The sequence below is a fragment of the Anabaena sp. AL09 genome (assembly GCF_001672255.1).
In the GTDB taxonomy this organism is placed as follows: Bacteria; Cyanobacteriota; Cyanobacteriia; order Cyanobacteriales; family Nostocaceae; genus Dolichospermum; species Dolichospermum lemmermannii.
This window is the reverse complement of the sequence record NZ_LJOQ01000068.1, coordinates 1-16018: the sequence shown is the minus strand read 5'-3', so window position 1 is coordinate 16018 and position 16018 is coordinate 1. Positions and strand designations below refer to the sequence as shown.

General features: G+C 37.8%; 17 protein-coding genes, 1 tRNA gene and 1 pseudogene. 8 read left to right on the top strand and 11 right to left on the bottom strand.

Annotation, left to right across the window (positions count from 1 at the left end; genetic code table 11):
* Positions 1-233 precede the first annotated feature (233 nt).
* Together tsaB and AN490_RS13495 are read right to left on the bottom strand one after the other, a co-directional pair.
* On the bottom strand, positions 234-905 hold the full coding sequence (gene tsaB, locus AN490_RS13500; protein ID WP_300004085.1) for a tRNA (adenosine(37)-N6)-threonylcarbamoyltransferase complex dimerization subunit type 1 TsaB: 672 nt from the start codon (positions 903-905) through the stop codon (positions 234-236).
* A 130-nt stretch (positions 906-1035) separates the two neighbouring features.
* Positions 1036-1284 (bottom strand): Ycf34 family protein, encoded by a 249-nt coding sequence (locus tag AN490_RS13495; protein WP_300004082.1) that lies wholly within the window; start codon positions 1282-1284, stop codon positions 1036-1038.
* Positions 1285-1370: 86 nt separating this feature from the next.
* On the opposite strand from AN490_RS13495, the gene AN490_RS13490 reads away from it, so the two are divergent.
* The 3 genes from AN490_RS13490 (at position 1371) to AN490_RS13480 (ending at position 4490) form a co-directional block, all read left to right on the top strand.
* Positions 1371-2642 (top strand): CCA tRNA nucleotidyltransferase, encoded by a 1272-nt coding sequence (locus AN490_RS13490; protein WP_300004091.1) that lies wholly within the window; start codon positions 1371-1373, stop codon positions 2640-2642.
* A 47-nt stretch (positions 2643-2689) separates the two neighbouring features.
* The gene (locus AN490_RS13485; protein WP_300004079.1) at positions 2690-3487 is read left to right on the top strand and encodes a Tab2/Atab2 family RNA-binding protein; all 798 of its coding nucleotides are present in this window, start codon (positions 2690-2692) and stop codon (positions 3485-3487) included.
* 241 nt (positions 3488-3728) lie between these two features.
* Positions 3729-4490, top strand: coding sequence for a metallophosphoesterase family protein (locus tag AN490_RS13480; RefSeq protein ID WP_300004076.1), 762 nt, complete (start codon positions 3729-3731; stop codon positions 4488-4490).
* Here the strand turns inward: AN490_RS13480 and AN490_RS13475 are convergent, their stop codons facing one another.
* Positions 4491-5357, bottom strand: a complete 867-nt coding sequence (locus AN490_RS13475; protein ID WP_213712154.1) for a M48 family metallopeptidase — start codon at positions 5355-5357, stop codon at positions 4491-4493. It abuts the gene before it with no gap.
* Positions 5358-5643: 286 nt separating this feature from the next.
* On the opposite strand from AN490_RS13475, the gene AN490_RS13470 reads away from it, so the two are divergent.
* Together AN490_RS13470 and AN490_RS13465 are read left to right on the top strand one after the other, a co-directional pair.
* Positions 5644-6183, top strand: a complete 540-nt coding sequence (locus AN490_RS13470) for a DUF4330 domain-containing protein (protein ID WP_300004071.1) — start codon at positions 5644-5646, stop codon at positions 6181-6183.
* A gap of 92 nt (positions 6184-6275) precedes the next feature.
* Positions 6276-7031, top strand: coding sequence for an armadillo-type fold-containing protein (locus tag AN490_RS13465; RefSeq protein ID WP_300004068.1), 756 nt, complete (start codon positions 6276-6278; stop codon positions 7029-7031).
* A 1-nt stretch (position 7032) separates the two neighbouring features.
* On the opposite strand, the gene AN490_RS13460 is transcribed toward AN490_RS13465, so the two are convergent.
* The gene (locus AN490_RS13460) at positions 7033-7716 is read right to left on the bottom strand and encodes a glycoside hydrolase family protein (protein WP_300004088.1); all 684 of its coding nucleotides are present in this window, start codon (positions 7714-7716) and stop codon (positions 7033-7035) included.
* A 469-nt stretch (positions 7717-8185) separates the two neighbouring features.
* On the opposite strand from AN490_RS13460, the gene AN490_RS13455 reads away from it, so the two are divergent.
* Positions 8186-8803 carry a DUF1997 domain-containing protein gene (locus AN490_RS13455; protein ID WP_015081540.1) on the top strand — a complete coding sequence of 206 codons (618 nt, stop codon included), beginning with the start codon at positions 8186-8188 and terminating at the stop codon, positions 8801-8803.
* Positions 8804-8892: 89 nt separating this feature from the next.
* Here AN490_RS13455 and AN490_RS13450 read toward each other — a convergent pair whose 3' ends face one another.
* Positions 8893-9363, bottom strand: a complete 471-nt coding sequence (locus tag AN490_RS13450; protein WP_148765344.1) for a DUF4079 domain-containing protein — start codon at positions 9361-9363, stop codon at positions 8893-8895.
* Positions 9364-9498: 135 nt separating this feature from the next.
* Between AN490_RS13450 and AN490_RS13445 the strand changes: the two genes are divergently transcribed.
* Positions 9499-10782, top strand: coding sequence for an ankyrin repeat domain-containing protein (locus AN490_RS13445; RefSeq protein WP_300004063.1), 1284 nt, complete (start codon positions 9499-9501; stop codon positions 10780-10782).
* A 10-nt stretch (positions 10783-10792) separates the two neighbouring features.
* Here AN490_RS13445 and queD read toward each other — a convergent pair whose 3' ends face one another.
* Positions 10793-11269: a 6-carboxytetrahydropterin synthase QueD gene (gene queD, locus AN490_RS13440; RefSeq protein WP_300004060.1), complete on the bottom strand. Its 477-nt coding sequence runs from the start codon at positions 11267-11269 to the stop codon at positions 10793-10795.
* Positions 11266-11892 (bottom strand): 7-carboxy-7-deazaguanine synthase QueE, encoded by a 627-nt coding sequence (locus AN490_RS13435; RefSeq protein ID WP_300004057.1) that lies wholly within the window; start codon positions 11890-11892, stop codon positions 11266-11268. The genes queD and AN490_RS13435 overlap by 4 nt, the downstream gene beginning before the upstream one ends.
* 818 nt (positions 11893-12710) lie before the next feature.
* On the opposite strand from AN490_RS13435, the gene AN490_RS13430 reads away from it, so the two are divergent.
* A complete protein-coding gene (locus AN490_RS13430) occupies positions 12711-13670 on the top strand; it encodes a hypothetical protein (protein WP_300004054.1) in 960 nt (319 codons plus the stop codon).
* A gap of 194 nt (positions 13671-13864) precedes the next feature.
* On the opposite strand, the gene AN490_RS13425 is transcribed toward AN490_RS13430, so the two are convergent.
* The 4 genes and pseudogenes from AN490_RS13425 to AN490_RS13410 all read right to left on the bottom strand — a co-directional run bounded on the left by AN490_RS13425 (position 13865) and on the right by AN490_RS13410 (position 15789).
* Positions 13865-13938: transfer RNA gene (locus AN490_RS13425), tRNA-Val, on the bottom strand.
* Between the two features lie 70 nt (positions 13939-14008).
* Positions 14009-14788 (bottom strand): photosystem II S4 domain protein, encoded by a 780-nt coding sequence (locus AN490_RS13420; RefSeq protein WP_148765332.1) that lies wholly within the window; start codon positions 14786-14788, stop codon positions 14009-14011.
* A 75-nt stretch (positions 14789-14863) separates the two neighbouring features.
* Positions 14864-15387 (bottom strand): annotated as a pseudogene (locus AN490_RS13415) (hypothetical protein).
* Between the two features lie 18 nt (positions 15388-15405).
* Positions 15406-15789 (bottom strand): hypothetical protein, encoded by a 384-nt coding sequence (locus AN490_RS13410; protein ID WP_168650295.1) that lies wholly within the window; start codon positions 15787-15789, stop codon positions 15406-15408.
* Positions 15790-16018: the final 229 nt, after the last annotated feature.

Genomic DNA, 16018 nt, shown 5'->3' with positions numbered 1-16018 from the left:
TCCTCTTGCAATTATCTTCACGACGAGGATTGGTTTAATCTATTCTTTCAAAGTATTATTTTTTCTCGGTTCAGTTGCCGGGAGTCGTTTCGCTCTTCGGCACTTAATCAATATAGCAATCCTTTTTGGGTTTGTCAAGGGGGTTGGGAAATATTTTTTAGGGAGGGGAAATTTAATGCTTATTTTTAGCTATAAGCTTTATTTGGTAAGGATTAGGAGGATTTCGATAATCATCAAATATCTACAGGATGTTGTCCATAATAAGGAAGAGCCTCAGACCAATGGGTATTTTTACCGTGCTGCCAATCTAAATATGCTAATTCCAAAATGCTGTTAACGGTGGCTGCTAACTGGGATGTGGCGGAAATTAATTGATAACTTGTATGCTCAGAAGATTGGACTGCTAGGGTTTCTTGCCATGCGGTTGGGGTGAATACTGTATCTGGTAATAGAGTAGTAATGCCAGAATTATCAGGGTTGGGTTGATAAATAGCACCAAAAACTTGTCCCCTCTGTGCTGGCATTTCTATGGCAATTATTGGATGTTGGCAGTTTTTTTGTAGTTTATATTCTTGCCAAGCGACTGCGGCTAGGGTAGAAACTGTAAATACGGGAATTTTTAGCTGTTGTGCTAGTGTCCGCGCGGTGACAATACCAATGCGAGTTCCTGTAAAACCACCAGGACCTTGGGCTACGGCGATAAATTCTAGGTCTGCCCAGGTTCGTGGTTTAATCACTTCAATTAGGTATTTATGGATATGACTGGATAAGTCACGTCCTAAGTTCCAAACTTGAGATTGGGGATAATCTGTAAAGTTGCTAATTGCTAAACCGAGTTCTGGTGTGGTGGTATGCAATGCTAAGGCGTATTTATCCGGTGAGAGATGTTTAATTATGGCTGTCAAGGTAAATGCAAATATATTTTTCTGATAAATAATACACCAGAATTAAGGATTGGATGGGAAAACATGAATAAGAATTGGTGTTGCTGATTTCGAGTGTGAATATTCAGCAACATTTCAGAAGCGACTCTCATTATGTGGGGACTAATTCACCTGGACGTAATTTAGACCATTTACCTAGTTCTTGTTTGAAGCTGAGACAACCAACAACGTCCCATTCCATTTCAATTATTTCGCCTTGTGTGCGAATATTGACGTTGATGGCAGGTTCGTTGGGATCAAAATCTGGTGTTTCTGTCAGGTGTGGCTGTTGGTGCTGGGTTTCTACGGCGTTGTAGGTGACGCAGCGGTCTACATAGTGGCAATTCACGCAAATACACATAATAGAACCAACTTTGGGAAGCTTTATAGTTAATGTAGCTTAATGCAAAATAATCGGCATTGGTTACTAGGTTGATTTTTATGATCATGGATGAATTAGTTGTTTCTCGTCTCGCTGCCAAAAATTGGCCTTTTAGTCTGGAATATTTGCCACAACCTGTTTATATGGTGGGTGGTGCGGTGCGTGATGCGATTTTGGGTAGGGTTCGGGAATATGTGGATTTAGATTTTATTATCCCAGCGGATGCGGTGAAGGTAGCGAGAAAGATTGCTCAACGTTATCAAGCTGGTTTTGTGTTACTTGATGCGGAAAGACAAATTGCCCGTGTGGTGTTTCCTCATGCTACGGTTGATTTTGCTCAACAGGAGGGAGAAAGTTTAATTACGGATTTGCATAGAAGGGATTTTACTATTAATGCGATCGCTTATAATCCCCATACTCAAGAAATTATTGATCCTCTGGAAGGATTTAAGGATATAGAATCTAGTCTATTAAGAATGATATCACCTGTAAATCTGCAAAATGATCCTTTGCGGTTAATGCGGGCTTATCGTCAAGCTGCCCAACTTGGTTTTACTATTGAACCAGCTACTCAAGAGACAATTCGCAGTTTAGCAAAAAGTATTAATCAAGTGGCAGCGGAACGAGTACGGGTAGAAATTGGTTATTTGTTGGCAAATTCTCAGGGGACATTTTGGCTAAATCTTGCTTGGAAAGATGGTGTTTTGACTAGTTTCTTTAAAAACGCGACTGAGGAAAGTTTTATTAAGTTAACTGCTGTTGATCAAGCTTATACTTTAATTAGTGAAAATTGGCAACAACTAGGAGAAGAATTAGCAAATTATGTACGGGAGACTGTGAAAACTTCTTGGTTAGCTACTGCTAAACTTGCTTGTCTGGTTGACTCAAAGCCAGAAATCGCGGAAATCGAATTACAGGAACTTACCTATAGTCGGGCAGAAATTCGGGCTGTGACAACGGGATTAAGACTATTTTCGGAAATAAAAGCGGTAAAGATGCCTTTGCGAAAACAGTATTTTCTGTTTCGGGAAATGGGAATTTTATTTCCGGCTGTGTTGGTATTAGCTTTAGCAAATGATCTTGTATCTAAGGGGATTTTTGAAGAAAGTATGTTTATTACTTATGAACCTTTAATCAAGCGTTATCTTGACAAAAACGATGCAGTTGCTCATCCTATTCCTTTACTCAATGGTAAAGACGTGATGATGGCGTTGGACATTCCCGCTTCATCACTGGTAGGCGAATTATTGATGGAGGTTGGTGTTGCTCAAGCTGAGGGGAAAATTTCTACAGTAGAAGCAGCGATAGAATTTGCCAGGAATTTAGTTAAAAAGTAAACTTGCTAAATTTGGTTTTGAGTTATTTAATTTTTATGGAGTAGGGAATGAGTCTGATTTGGCAGGCTGATTTTTATCGTAGTCCGCTGCAAAATGTGGAAGGGCAGACGTTATGGGAACTATTAGTTTGTGATGCAACTCGCAGTTTTGAATTTACAGCCAGTTGTCCCCAATCCCAGGCTAATTCTACTTGGGTTGCCCAACAATTACAATTAGCTGGCCAGGAAAAGTTACCAGATGTAATTCAAGTATTTCGTCCTCAATCTTTAAGTTTAATCACAACTGCGGGAAATAATTTAGGTATTAAGGTTGAAGCTACTCGGAGAACTTTGGCTCTAAAACAATGGTTAGCAGCAAAACAATATCCTGTAACTGTGGATAAACTACCTCCATTACCATTACCGGAAAATCTCTGGGGGGAAGAATGGCGGTTTGCGACGATTCCATCTGGTGATATTGTGGATGAGTTTATAGAAAGACCAATTCCTTTTTTGCAAATACCAGATTTTCTCAAACCAATTAATCTGGGTTTAGCTTCAACAGTACCTATCCCTGGTGTAGTGATTTACGGTGGACGAAAATCTATGCGTTTAGCGCAGTGGTTAAAGGAAAATAATCCTGTATCATTAAACTATATCGCTGGTGCGCCTGATGGGTTGGTATTAGAAGCTGGTTTGGTAGATAGGTGGGTTTTGGCGACTTTTACAGATGAGGAAGTTACTGCTGCGGGGAAGTTATATCAAGAGCGAAAACAGCTAAGTCAGGGATTGCATTTTTTATTGGTGCAACCAGATGATTCGGGAATGACTTATAGTGGTTTGTGGTTATTGCAAGATGAAGATTAAAAACTGATGCTTGTTATATTTTGTTACCGAGAACGAGCCTACTTAAGCATAAAAATTCATGTATGATAGGAGTCTTAGGTGTTAGTAATTATTTATATGGGAACTTGGCAAGTTAACCAAATGTCTACATAATTATTAAAGAAATCATCACTTAGTCAAGTTTTCTTGACCTTTTAAACGAAAATTAGACCAATCAAAGTTTAGTCGAAATATTCAGCTAATTCATTTAAGCTAGAAGCAAATGAGCGAAATTAGTCAACGCAGGGTTGTTATTGGTGATGTGCATGGACACTATGAATGTTTGATGTTGCTGTTGGCAAAAATAGCGCCTACATCAGAGGATCAAGTATATTTTTTGGGAGACTTAATTGATCGTGGTCCAAAAAGTGCCGAAGTTGTTGAGTTTGTGAAAGAAAATGATTACCCTTGTTTGCTAGGTAATCATGAGCAGATGTTATTAAATATCATGACTGGTAAGAATACTTCGTCCACAAATATGCAAACGTGGTTATACAATGGAGGACAGGCTACTATTGCTAGTTACCAATCTGTAAGAATTCCTAAACAACATTTGGATTGGTTTGAGAGTTTGCCCACATATTTAGATTTGGGAGATTTTTGGTTAACTCATGCAGGTGTTGATCCAGAAAAGAGTGTTCAAGAACAGACGGCGGAAGAATTATGCTGGATTAGGGATGAGTTTCATCGGATAGAGAAACCATATTTTGCACATAAATTGATTATAGTTGGTCATACTATAACTTTTACTTTACCTGGTGTGGCTCCCGGTAATTTGGCACAGGGCCAGGGCTGGTTAGATATTGATACTGGCGCTTATCATCCCCGTAGCGGTTGGTTGACGGGGCTGGATATTACGAATAAGTTGGTTTATCAGGCTAATGTGTTTAGTAGGGCTGTGCGGACTGTGGCTTGGGAAGAGGTGATGACAATTGTTCAGCCACAGGAATTTGCAGGTAGCCGCCGTCATAGAAAACGAGCATAATTATGGCAAAAATGCTCTCATTTTGCTTTGATATACCGGATTATCTAAACCATGATTTTGACTACTTGGCTGATTTTTAATCTGGCGTTGGAGTGCGGTAATGCGAGTATCTGTGCCGGGATGTGTACTCAAAATTGCAGGTACGGAACTGCTTCCCTGCAACTTTTTCATAAAAGAAACCATTGCTGATTGAGCATAACCAGTGCGGGTGAGGATTTTTAAGCCTCTTTTATCAGCATCTAATTCATCTCGACGACTGTGGGGAAGATTAAGTGCTAGTTGGACACCAAGACCTACGGCTTTATTGCGGTCTAAACCCATTACGGTAGCTCCACCACTAATTATAGCTTGTTCCCGCATTTGTTTAATTAAGTGTTTACCTTCAATGTGACCCATTTCATGAGCTAATACACTAGCGACTTCAGCTTCATTGTCTGCGGCTTTGAGTAATCCTGTGTTGAGATAAAGAAAACCACCAGCGGTTGCAAAAGCATTTACTGCCGGATCTTCGACTACTTGAAAGGTGTAAGAGAGATTTGGGCGATCGCTATTAGCTGCTAAACGTCTACCTATTTGTTCAACATAGCTATTTAGCTGTGAATTACGAGAAATTCTGACTTCTTGCCGCAATTCCTGATTCATTTGCTGGCCAAGATCAACTTCCTGACTATCGGATATATTAGATAGGTTAAATACTTTCACGACTTGTGGCAAACCTTGGAATAAAAGCGGTAATAAATCTATAGCTTTACTTGATAATGGTGTACCCAAGCAAATAGTCAGAGCAATGCTTATAGAAATTAACGGATACAAACAGCGACGCTGCCACAAACGGTAATTTGTCCAAATTCTTTTCGAGTTAATCATTTTCTGGTTGTATGAGATTGGTGTAATAACTTAAATTTAGAGGACGAATTTTCAGTTTACTAAGTTGCATTTTCCACTCAAGATAGTGCAAACAGTGAATTAAAATAACTTACTGCTAAGATAACACTGAAGCCCCTGCAATTATGATAAGCTGTCGCATAACCATAATGCCTAGCTTTTTGTTAATTCTGATTTAATGATCAAGATTGTGGATCACTTGAAAAAACTTGTTGGTACAATCAATTACTTAGCTGAAAACTTAACTGCAACTTATCCAAACTTGGTTATGAATATTTTAGATTCCAAAGGTCGCTTGTTCGGTAAAATCAACCTATTAGATTTAGGGGCTGCATTAGTAATTTTGCTAGTGATAGTAGGTATCTTTATTTTCCCTGGTACTTCCGGTTCTGTGGCTCAAATAGGTGCAAAAACAGTACCAATTGAGGTAGACTTGCTGGTGCGTGGACTCAATGTTCGTGATCCTCAACAGTTATTTAAACAAGGATTCACAAAGGGTGGTAAAACCAATATTATTATCCGCAATCAAGCCTATGGACAGATGGGGATTAAATCCATTCAACAATTAGATAGGATGCTGACTATTGGTCAACCAGATGGTTCTGTGAAAGAATTGCCAGATCCCAGAAAGAACAACTTTAGTACAGATTTTATTTTGACTTTAGAAGACAACGCAAAAATAACTAAAGATGGACCAGTTCTAGGATCTGGTAATAACAAAGTTAAAATTGGTATGCCTTTTGAATTAGAAGGTTTTAACTATAACTTCAATGCGTCTGTAATTGATATCCGATTACAAGATAAATAGCATTCTGTTTAAGGATGGAATTTTGCTGATTTCATCCTCACAATTAGTAAAAACAATACATTTATAATTTTGTAATTAAGTGGGTAAATACTGTGGCACAGGCTTCGTCGTCTTGGAAACAATTCATCAATCAAATTTCAGAAATTAAGACAGCAAGCCAAAAACAGCAGATTTTTAAACATTTTTATGAACCTGGTGTTTTGCTGGGATTGTTAACAATTATTGTGGCTATGCTGCTGTGGAGTTGGCAATTACTATTAGCTGTTATTGTTGGCATTGGAATCATGGTATTTACTTACTCAGTGCAAAAATGGAATTGGCAATTGCGCTGGCTAGAAATACGCAAGTTAATAAGTAGCACTAACAGTCGGTTAGCTTATTCTGTTGCTAGTGGTGGGATTGCGACTGTGATAACTTATATGGCTTCGGCAATTTGGGTTGATGCTCCTAGTCATTGGTTAGCTGCTGGTGCTATTGTTCAAGGGATAGGAACGCTATTAACTTTAATTTTGTTGGTGTGGCAAATATTCAGTGTTCAAGGAAATCAAGAGGAAGATTATCTTGATCAATTGTTAAACAATTTCACGGAAAAAGATCCTTTAAAACGGTTGCTTTCCATGCGTCAACTCAATAAACTAATTATCCGTCAGCGAGTTGATACGGTAATACAACAAGATATTAGGGAATGTTTACAACTGCTACTGAGTCAGGAAAAAGAAGTAATGATTCGGGAAGCAGCTTTAGATTGTTTGCAAAATTTAAATGGGTTGCAAGTGCTAAAACCTATTCAATCAAAGGTATTTATGCCTGTATCAGCAACAGCGAAGAATAAAATTCTTGTAGATTGATCTAATTTTCCGATTTTGTCCTTTTGATTTCGGGATTTTGCTTTAATTCTTCTGTTAAGATTTGCTGATAAATTTTGGGTAAGGAACTACTAACAGAATTATTTTCTATCCCGTATCCTAAACTTGTCCATGTGGGAGAAAGTTTCCGCAAAACGTCATTTAATTTTTGTTGCTGTAATAGCTTAGGAATATTTACACCCCAAACTTTTGCATCATTTAACCAACGGTAAACTACTACATCTTGATACTCTGCTTCAAAGCTATAATTAGTCCAAAGCATCATCTTTGCGGGTTTTGGGTGATAACGAGGGGCAATTTGATCCCACGTAGTATTAATAATTTGATATCTACCTGCGGCTGTGGAACAATTACCTGTATTCGGTCCTGTGATGATGGTGACACATTTTTGAGGATGATGGCTGAGATCATTAATTTGTTCACCACCATACAAGAGAGAATAGGGACGATTACCACTAGCTTCGCTGGCAGATATGGTTCGCATTAATGCCCGAATATAAGGATCTCCACCTTTCATGACTAGGGGAGGCTGTTTTCTAGTAAATACGGGTTCGAGGGATAATTGTATATCTCCAAAAATATACCACTGAAATAGGTACACAAAGCCCAAAAGTGAGGCTATGGGAGCAATGAGTTTTTCTACACCTTTAAGTTCAAAGCTTTTCAGAATTCAACTCCTCTCAATTTCTTCTCTTGGCTAATTACAAAAACTTACACTTTGCTTTCGGAAAAATTAAAAACTTCAGTAATATTGCTATGATCACCTATTGGCTTATTTAGTTACAATATCAACTATTGGATGACGATTATCAAGAAAGTCATAAAAAGCTAGATATTTTCTAGTTAGTCAATTAGGAGTGCTAAGTAGATACATATAAATCTGCCTTGTTGATTTATTTTATAACGAAAATGCCGAAAACCCTTAAAGATGTGGCTGACTCAGGAAGCCACGTCTGGGCTTTAGACAAGGGGTGAAGGCTATTAGCAGGATTTATATAATCAGTTCATGTTTTTTATGTGAAGTTAATGGCAAATTGTTGATATTTTCGTAAAAATTGGATTTTAATGGGAAAAAACTTCCCTCAATTGGGAATGATGAATATAGACAAACTTCAAAATATACAAAAAATAAATTTATGGTGACAAACAATAGTGAATATCAATCTTGGAAAGTAGCAGATGATACTGGTTTTAAAAAAGATCATCCAACTCCAACTAAATTTTATGGCAATTATCAAGATAGCATGGAAATGTATGCACCTGTGGAGCAGGTTGAGGAGTATTTTAATACTCATGCTTCCTGGTTTGGCCGTTGTGCAGAACCCATGAAGGTACTCCCGCTAGGGGAAAATAGTTATGCTCTAGCGGTGGGTAAATTTGGTGCTTTTGGTTACGAAGTAGAACCAAAGATTGGCTTGGAGTTGCTAAACCCCCAAAATCGTCAATTCCACATTCGGACTATTCCTGTACCTGATTATCAAGCACCTGGTTATGAGGTGGATTACAAATCATCAACACAATTGATAGGTGATTTAGATGGGGTTACACGGGTGGAATGGGAGTTGGATTTGGTTGTTGAGTTGCAGTTTCCCAGATTTATTCAGCGATTACCCTATTCTTTAATTCAGTCTACAGGCGATCGCATCCTTAATCAAATTGTCCGTCAGGTTTCCCATCGTCTCACACACAAGGTACAAAAAGACTTTTATCAATCCTTGGATATACCTTTTCCTCAAAAGAAACAGAAGAAATAGGGAACAGGGAACAGGGAACAGGGAACAGGGAACAGGGAACAGGGAACAGGGAACAGGGAACAAACAACTAACAACTAACAACTGACAATCTACGCTTTCGTAAGAATTCTTTGGATAATTTCGACACCAGAGAGAGCTTGCCATATGAAAAGCCCTAAAATAGCAAAATTTAAGAATATATGAGTTATACGCGCCCAATTTGCGCCTTTTTGCATGAAAGGAGATAGGGATGCAGAAAAAGCAATTAAACCCGTCATACTTAATCCTGCTAATAGATGCGGTCCGACAAACAACTTACCATTATTAATGTAGGTAACAGCCATGCCACCAATGGAACCGGCTACCATTAGTGCTAACATAATAGAACCAATTTGGTGGTGTTTGATGGTGTAACGCCCTTTAATTAGTTCTTTCTTTTCTTCTCCCTGAGCATTTCTGGTACGCTGTACTTGTAATCCTAAATAGGCAGCATACAAGGAAAGTGCTAATAATACCCACATAGTAACTGGGTGAGCAAAGTTCAACCAGAATCTGATTGTTGGAGTCAGTTCAAAAGCCATATTTTTTACTTCCGGTTATTAAATCTTCATAAAACTTAGCATACATTTATTTTTCTTACGTAGAAATTTTTCAATCTTACCAAAGTGTAATCTGGAGTTGGAATCAGTCACATCTACCCAAACAGGACATAACCAATGATAGAAAATAAAAATACCTCGTTGCTGAAGGCTGTGAAAACTGGTGATATTCAAGGAGTATTTGCACTGCTGTCCGCTGGTGCTAAAGTGGATGTTAGCGATGAAAATGGGACTACAGCATTGATGTTTGCGGCGAATTTGGGTTATACAGAAATTGTGCGATCGCTCTTGGATGCCGATGCTAACATTAACTTAACTAGAAAAACCTATAGTTTAACAGCATTAATGCTGGCTGCTAGTGCTAATCAAATAGATGTTGTCAAATTGTTAGTCTCTAAAGGGGCAAATGTCAATGCTACCAATGATGATGGTAGTACCGCATTAATGATAGCAGCACTGAAAGGTTATCTGGAGATTGTGCAAATTTTATTAGCGGCTGGTGCTGATATCAGCATTACCGACAAAGATAATGATACCGCCTTAAAACTGGCAATAAAACACAAACATCCAGCAGTTGTTAAAGCATTATCACAAAATAGCAATATTGTCAATAGCCAAGATTCAGAAGGTGATACAGGATTAATAATTGCGGCAGATTTAAGTTATTTAGAAATAGTACAAGCATTGCTGTCATCTGGGGCTGATGTCAATATCAAAAATGTTGATCATGGAACAGCACTATTAGCAACCGCAGCAACAGGAAATACTGCTATTATCACCGCTTTATTAGACGCAGGTGCGGAAATTAATCATCAAGATAAAGAAGGTGAAACAGCCTTACATCTTGCGGTTGTGGAAGAATATATAGATGTGGTCAAAATATTACTTCAACGAGGGGCAGATGTGCAAATTAGAAACCATCTGGGAGATACACCTTTATTGATAGCAGCATTCCAGGGATATAGTCAAATAGTAGCCGTTTTACTGGGCGCGGGGGCAGATATGGAAAAGAAAAACTTTGGAGAAGTTGCTCTTACCTTAGCAGTATCCAAAGGGCATTTCCCAACTGTGAAACTATTACTTGAGAATGGTGCAGATATTAATAAATTAGGAGATGATGGTAAAACAGCCTTAGTCAAAGCCATAGCAGGAAACTATCCCGAAATATGCCAATTGTTATTAGCACAAGGAGCAAATGTGAATTTGCAAAACTCGGCTGGCGCAACTGCTTTAATGTGGGCTGTAGCGGAAGGTTATAGTCAAGCCGTGGTAATGTTACTACAAGCTGGAGCGGATGTTGATTTGAAAAATCAGGGTGGTTATACTGCTTTAATGATTGCAGAATTCAATAATTATCGCAGTATTTGGACAATATTAAAACAAGCTGGAGCGCGGGAGTAAAAATTTCAGTTTAGATGATTGTGATTAAATTCATCCCACCATCATCATTTTGACGAGATTGCAGTAAATTCAAACTTTCACCAGAATTCAACCAACCAGATATGCGGGTTTTGGAATACAAACAGATAGAAGTACAAGTTTCATCAATTCTCACTGCTGTTAATCCCGCTAGTCCTGCTTGTTCTAATTTTTCATAAATCCAAGCAGCAATTGCTTCGCTGGTTGGTGATTCCAAACCCATAGATTCATTTAAATAATAGTGATCTAAATAATTCTCAAGCAAGGGTTTGAGATATTTTTTAATATCTGAATAGTCCATTACCATACCCTGTTTAGCACCTTTTGTTATTAAGGTATCACCAGCTACATAAACAACTCCACGCCAACTATGTCCATGCAGCCTGGAGCATTTACCGTCATGGTAAGGTAATTTATGTGCTGCTTCAAAGCGGAATTCTTTAGCCAGTAGCCACTGATGATTGGTCATTGTACCCCGATATACTTGTGTGTTTGTAAGGATAGTTTATAATCAGGTTTTTGTTGTAATATCTGCAAAATCAGTGGGATTGATTTCGACGAACTGTTCCACTCAGGTTGTAAGTAGACAAGCAAATTAGGGTGAGTAGATAGATGTTCTTGGTAAAAATCAATTTCTCCACCAGTCTCTATGACTATCTTAACTTCGTTAGCTCGACTCCAAAACTGACTTTTTACTGGGTATTTAGGGTTAATATGTTCTTTGGGAGATAGAGTAATCCAAGCTGCTGGGGAAACTTCTTGCCAAAAAGAGCCTGATGTTTCAATGTTAACTCGTTTGTCCGCGGCTAATAAAGCTTGAACTAAGTCAGGTAAATGCTTGTGAATGAATGGTTCTCCGCCAGATATTACCACTCTGGGAGATTTGATTTCCGCTAGAAGTTCAGCTATGGGACGTTCTACTCGTGGTAAATTCGCTCCTGGGTCAGCATAACCAGTATCGCACCAGGGACAACCGACTGGACAACCTGATAAGCGAATAAAGTCTACTAAGCAACCAGTCCAGAATCCTTCTCCCTGAACTGTACTTTGAAAAGTTTCATGAATCGGTAACTTGATTTTTAACAGCGACATTTTTAAAATCCATAACCAATCTAGTTATAAGCTTGCCATATAAAGCTTTATATTTAAAAATACTTAATAAGAGGTTAAAAAAACAACAATTTACAAATGATTAAAAAAAAGAGAAACATCAAGATGAAGTTCTGACACGACAAGGGTAGAAAGAAGTAAATTTACCTTTTACCGTTACCTTGTTTCTGCCTTGATGTTTCCTACTGTGCTAGATGTGAATAATATAAATTGTTTTATTTTAGAGAGAAGTATTGGAATTATCACTTTTTATGTAAAAAACTACTTTAGTTACGAATAAATCTCTCGTAAGTATGATTCTTTGAATATTTTTGGTAGTTTTGAGTAATCATGAAGAAAATATAAAAATTATAATTACTCCTCCTAATTAAAGAGAAAACACCAATTATTAGTTATGATTTGTTACATTACCCTAGCTGGCTAAAGCTAAAAAGCCAGAAGTGTTGAATGTTAAGATTTTGAGGATTGTGTCAAATTTGATCAATTAATGACTCTATTCTCAATAGACAATGGATTTTACCTGGGTAAAACGCAAAGATTGTAAAGTTTTATTGCAGGATTCGACACTTGTGCTAAAAAGCATACTAGACTATTACTGTATAGCCAAATACAAACACAGTAATACTCTGCAAAGAAGAATGTACTAAAGGATGCTGTACCTGATTATGAGGATGTGGTAAAGCGTCAGTTTGAGAATTTTATTGCCAAACACCAGTATAATGCGAATCAGGTTAATTTTTTAAAGTTTACGGAATTATTGGCGGCGTAGATTATAATTATTCTTTCTTATTGCAAATATCATGACTAATTTTGAAGATAATACAAAAACACTTAAAACACTGATCAAAAAGACTAAAAAATCAGGAAAGCAAGCATGGGAAGCTGGCGAGATATTGAATCATATTTTTGCTCTTAAAGAATATAAAGAAAAATATAAAACTTTTAATAGTTATACTTCAAAGGAATTTGATATTAAAGAAGAAACTGCACAACAATATATTACAATCTATAAGAAGATTCCAATAGACATGATAACAGATAAGATGCTGGTATCACATCTTTATACTATTGCTGAAATGCAAGATATTTTAAAGGTTCAAATTTTAGGAATACTCCGTTTAGAGGAAGACGAAAGTAAGGTTACTTATGATGGTGACATTGTACTAATATTCAAGCAAGTTTTAGAACAAGCTAAATCTTCATTATCTGACAAGGAAGCTAAGGAACTTTTTAAGTTTATTAAAAAATTAGATTTACAAGAAAATGAGAGAAGGAAAAGAGCAAAAAATAATCCCTTAGAAAGAGCGGAAAGACTAGAAACAATTTTATTACATAAGAATTATAAAAGTCTTACTGAACTATATCATTACTCACCTATAAGTGAACAGGGATTAGTTGGGTTATTTTGCACGAATTTCCATTTAATTAAACAAGAAACATTTCATTTTAATGATATTAAATCAAGTTTTGAAGCAATTATATATATAAGAACTGAATATCCCGATGCACAAATTCTAATTAAAAAAGAAGTACGAGATATTGATATATATTCTGATCACAATAATTATCAAAAAATCAATATTGAATTTGAATTAAATAGCTTCAATTACTGGAGACACAAACACCATGAATCTGAATCATCAGAAAAATGTGATATGATTATTTGTTGGGAAATTGATAAAATACCAACTGAAACAGTATCACCACCTATTTTATGTATAAAAGAGTTGTTAGAAACTGGTAAAATTGAATTACACTAAATGTCTATGCCATAGTATTTATAATACTCATGCTAACGTATCCTAACCTAAAATTAAAAGTAGATAAACTCTGGACAGGTGGACTATCCAACCTAATGGATGTAATTTAATTTATATTTAATCAGCAAGCCCTATTTAGACAAGGAATAAATTCCCTGACTCTATTACACGATGTCAACTTACAGATAAAAATATGGACGGTATTGGACTCGAACCAACGACCCCATCGATGTCAACGATGTACTCTAACCACCTGAGCTAACCGTCCGTAATCAACACAGACTAACAATCTATCATATAAAACATAATCTGTCAATACCCAAAACGAAAATTTTATCTTACATATATCTAGTCAACTGCACCCGATAGCGATCCTTTTTCGTCACCGCAATTTCCCCAACTTCCAACCGCCCTTTTCCCCGAATAGCGATTAAATCCCCTGATTTAACATGGGAACTGGCTTGGGTGACTTCCTTCCAATTGACACGCACATCATTAGAATCAATCAAATCTACCATCTTACTGCGGGACATCCCAAACCCAGCCGAAGCCACCGCATCTAACCGCAAAGAAGCTTCCACAGTCGTCATTTCCTTCTTCTTAGGTTCACGGATTTTTAACTCATTAATCTCAATGCGTCGAGTTTTCACCGGCACAGAACGCACCTGTTGCAAACTCATCTCTAAAAATTCTACCAATTCAGGGACAACAATCACCTGCGCCCCTCTTTCTCCCAACACAATTACATCTCCCGTTTTTTCCCGCACAATTCCTGTTCCCAGCATTGCGCCTAAAAAATCTCGGTGATTTGCGGTATCAAACAAGAAATTACCAGCAATATCTAAAGCCACAATTGCCACTTGAGACTGATCTAATGGTAAATCAGCACGAGCGATCGCTAACCTTTGTCTTTCCGCCTGTGGATATCCACCCCACGCTACTGAATGCACCTCCGTCAAGCGGCTAAATACCCGTTGAATTTCCGCCAACTCCGGCGGAGACAAAAAATCTGTAAATACCACTTCCCACGTCTTTATAGCCTGATCTGCTTGATCAATTACACGGGCGACAGTATCGCGGTTTTCAACACCTTTTAAAAGTTCTTCTCTAGGTAGCATGAATTTTTAGGAGTGACAGGGAGCAGGAGGAGATAGATCCCCGACTTCTTTGAGAAGTCGGGGATCTGGTATCTACTAATTAGTTTCCGCATAACCTTGAATATTTTCTGGTTCAAACTGGCGTAAAATACGAGTAGCTTGACGAGTCAGATTTTCCGAACCTTGCACCACAATTAAATACTTACCTGCATCTAAACGATTGCGATAGGGTAAAGCATCACCACCACCCTCAAATAAACCCACGCCACCACCTACAAACACACTACCCATGGCACCGCTACCAGCGCCCAAGATGCCGCCTACCACATGATTTCCGATTTCCCCAGCCCAAGCGAAGGTATCTAAACCAGTGATGAGACTGAAGGTAAAACCAGCAAAAAAGCCAAATGGTACTAACCAAATCGCCATTAATTTTACTTGTTTTTTCGCCTGTTCTTTGGGGTCAATTAAACCAAACTCATCAGCACTTTTGTATCCTCTACCGAGAATAGTGCCATTTATCCCTTCTCTTTCTAAAGCTAAATCAGCTCTCTTTCTAAAGCTAAATCAGCGGCTTCGGCTTGGATGCGATCTGATAATACAGCAACAAGATAATTCATCAATTTTAAAATTCAGGATTAATGTGACTTTAGCAAATCCAAAGGCTCACAAAAATTATTCACACCTTGTTTAAGAATATAAATTAAAACGGGTGTAGCCAGACTTTTGGGAAAACTCGGTATTGTCCTCAGATGTACTATCATCTCTTGAATTGACCCATTTAACAAGTCTTCTCGATATTCTTGTTCACAAATTACCGCTCGCCATTTTTTGGCTAAAGCATCTAACCAATCGGAATTAGTTTGTTCTGGTTCTTGTCCAGCCCGAATAGCCAGAGTCATTACCGCATCTTCTAAATCTCCATCGCAATCCTCTATCAAGTCTAATGCTTCCATTGCTTGCGGATCATCTACCAAATGAGAACGAAATTTTGCAATCTCCTGTGATGTCACTTTAGTCATGAGTTTTTGACCAAAAATATGGGATACAAGCGCCCTCCTAGAAGGACGGCTTTATGGTAAACTATATATAGTCGCCATAGGGCATTAGGAGACTATAAACGAACGTCGAGGGATGCTAAATCGAAATAGCACAACCCATTGACACTCTCAGGGAGCCAAGCCACTGAGATTCTACTGACAGAATTAAATTAAGAGTTTAGCTCAATCTAATCTCGCTGCGACCGTCAAA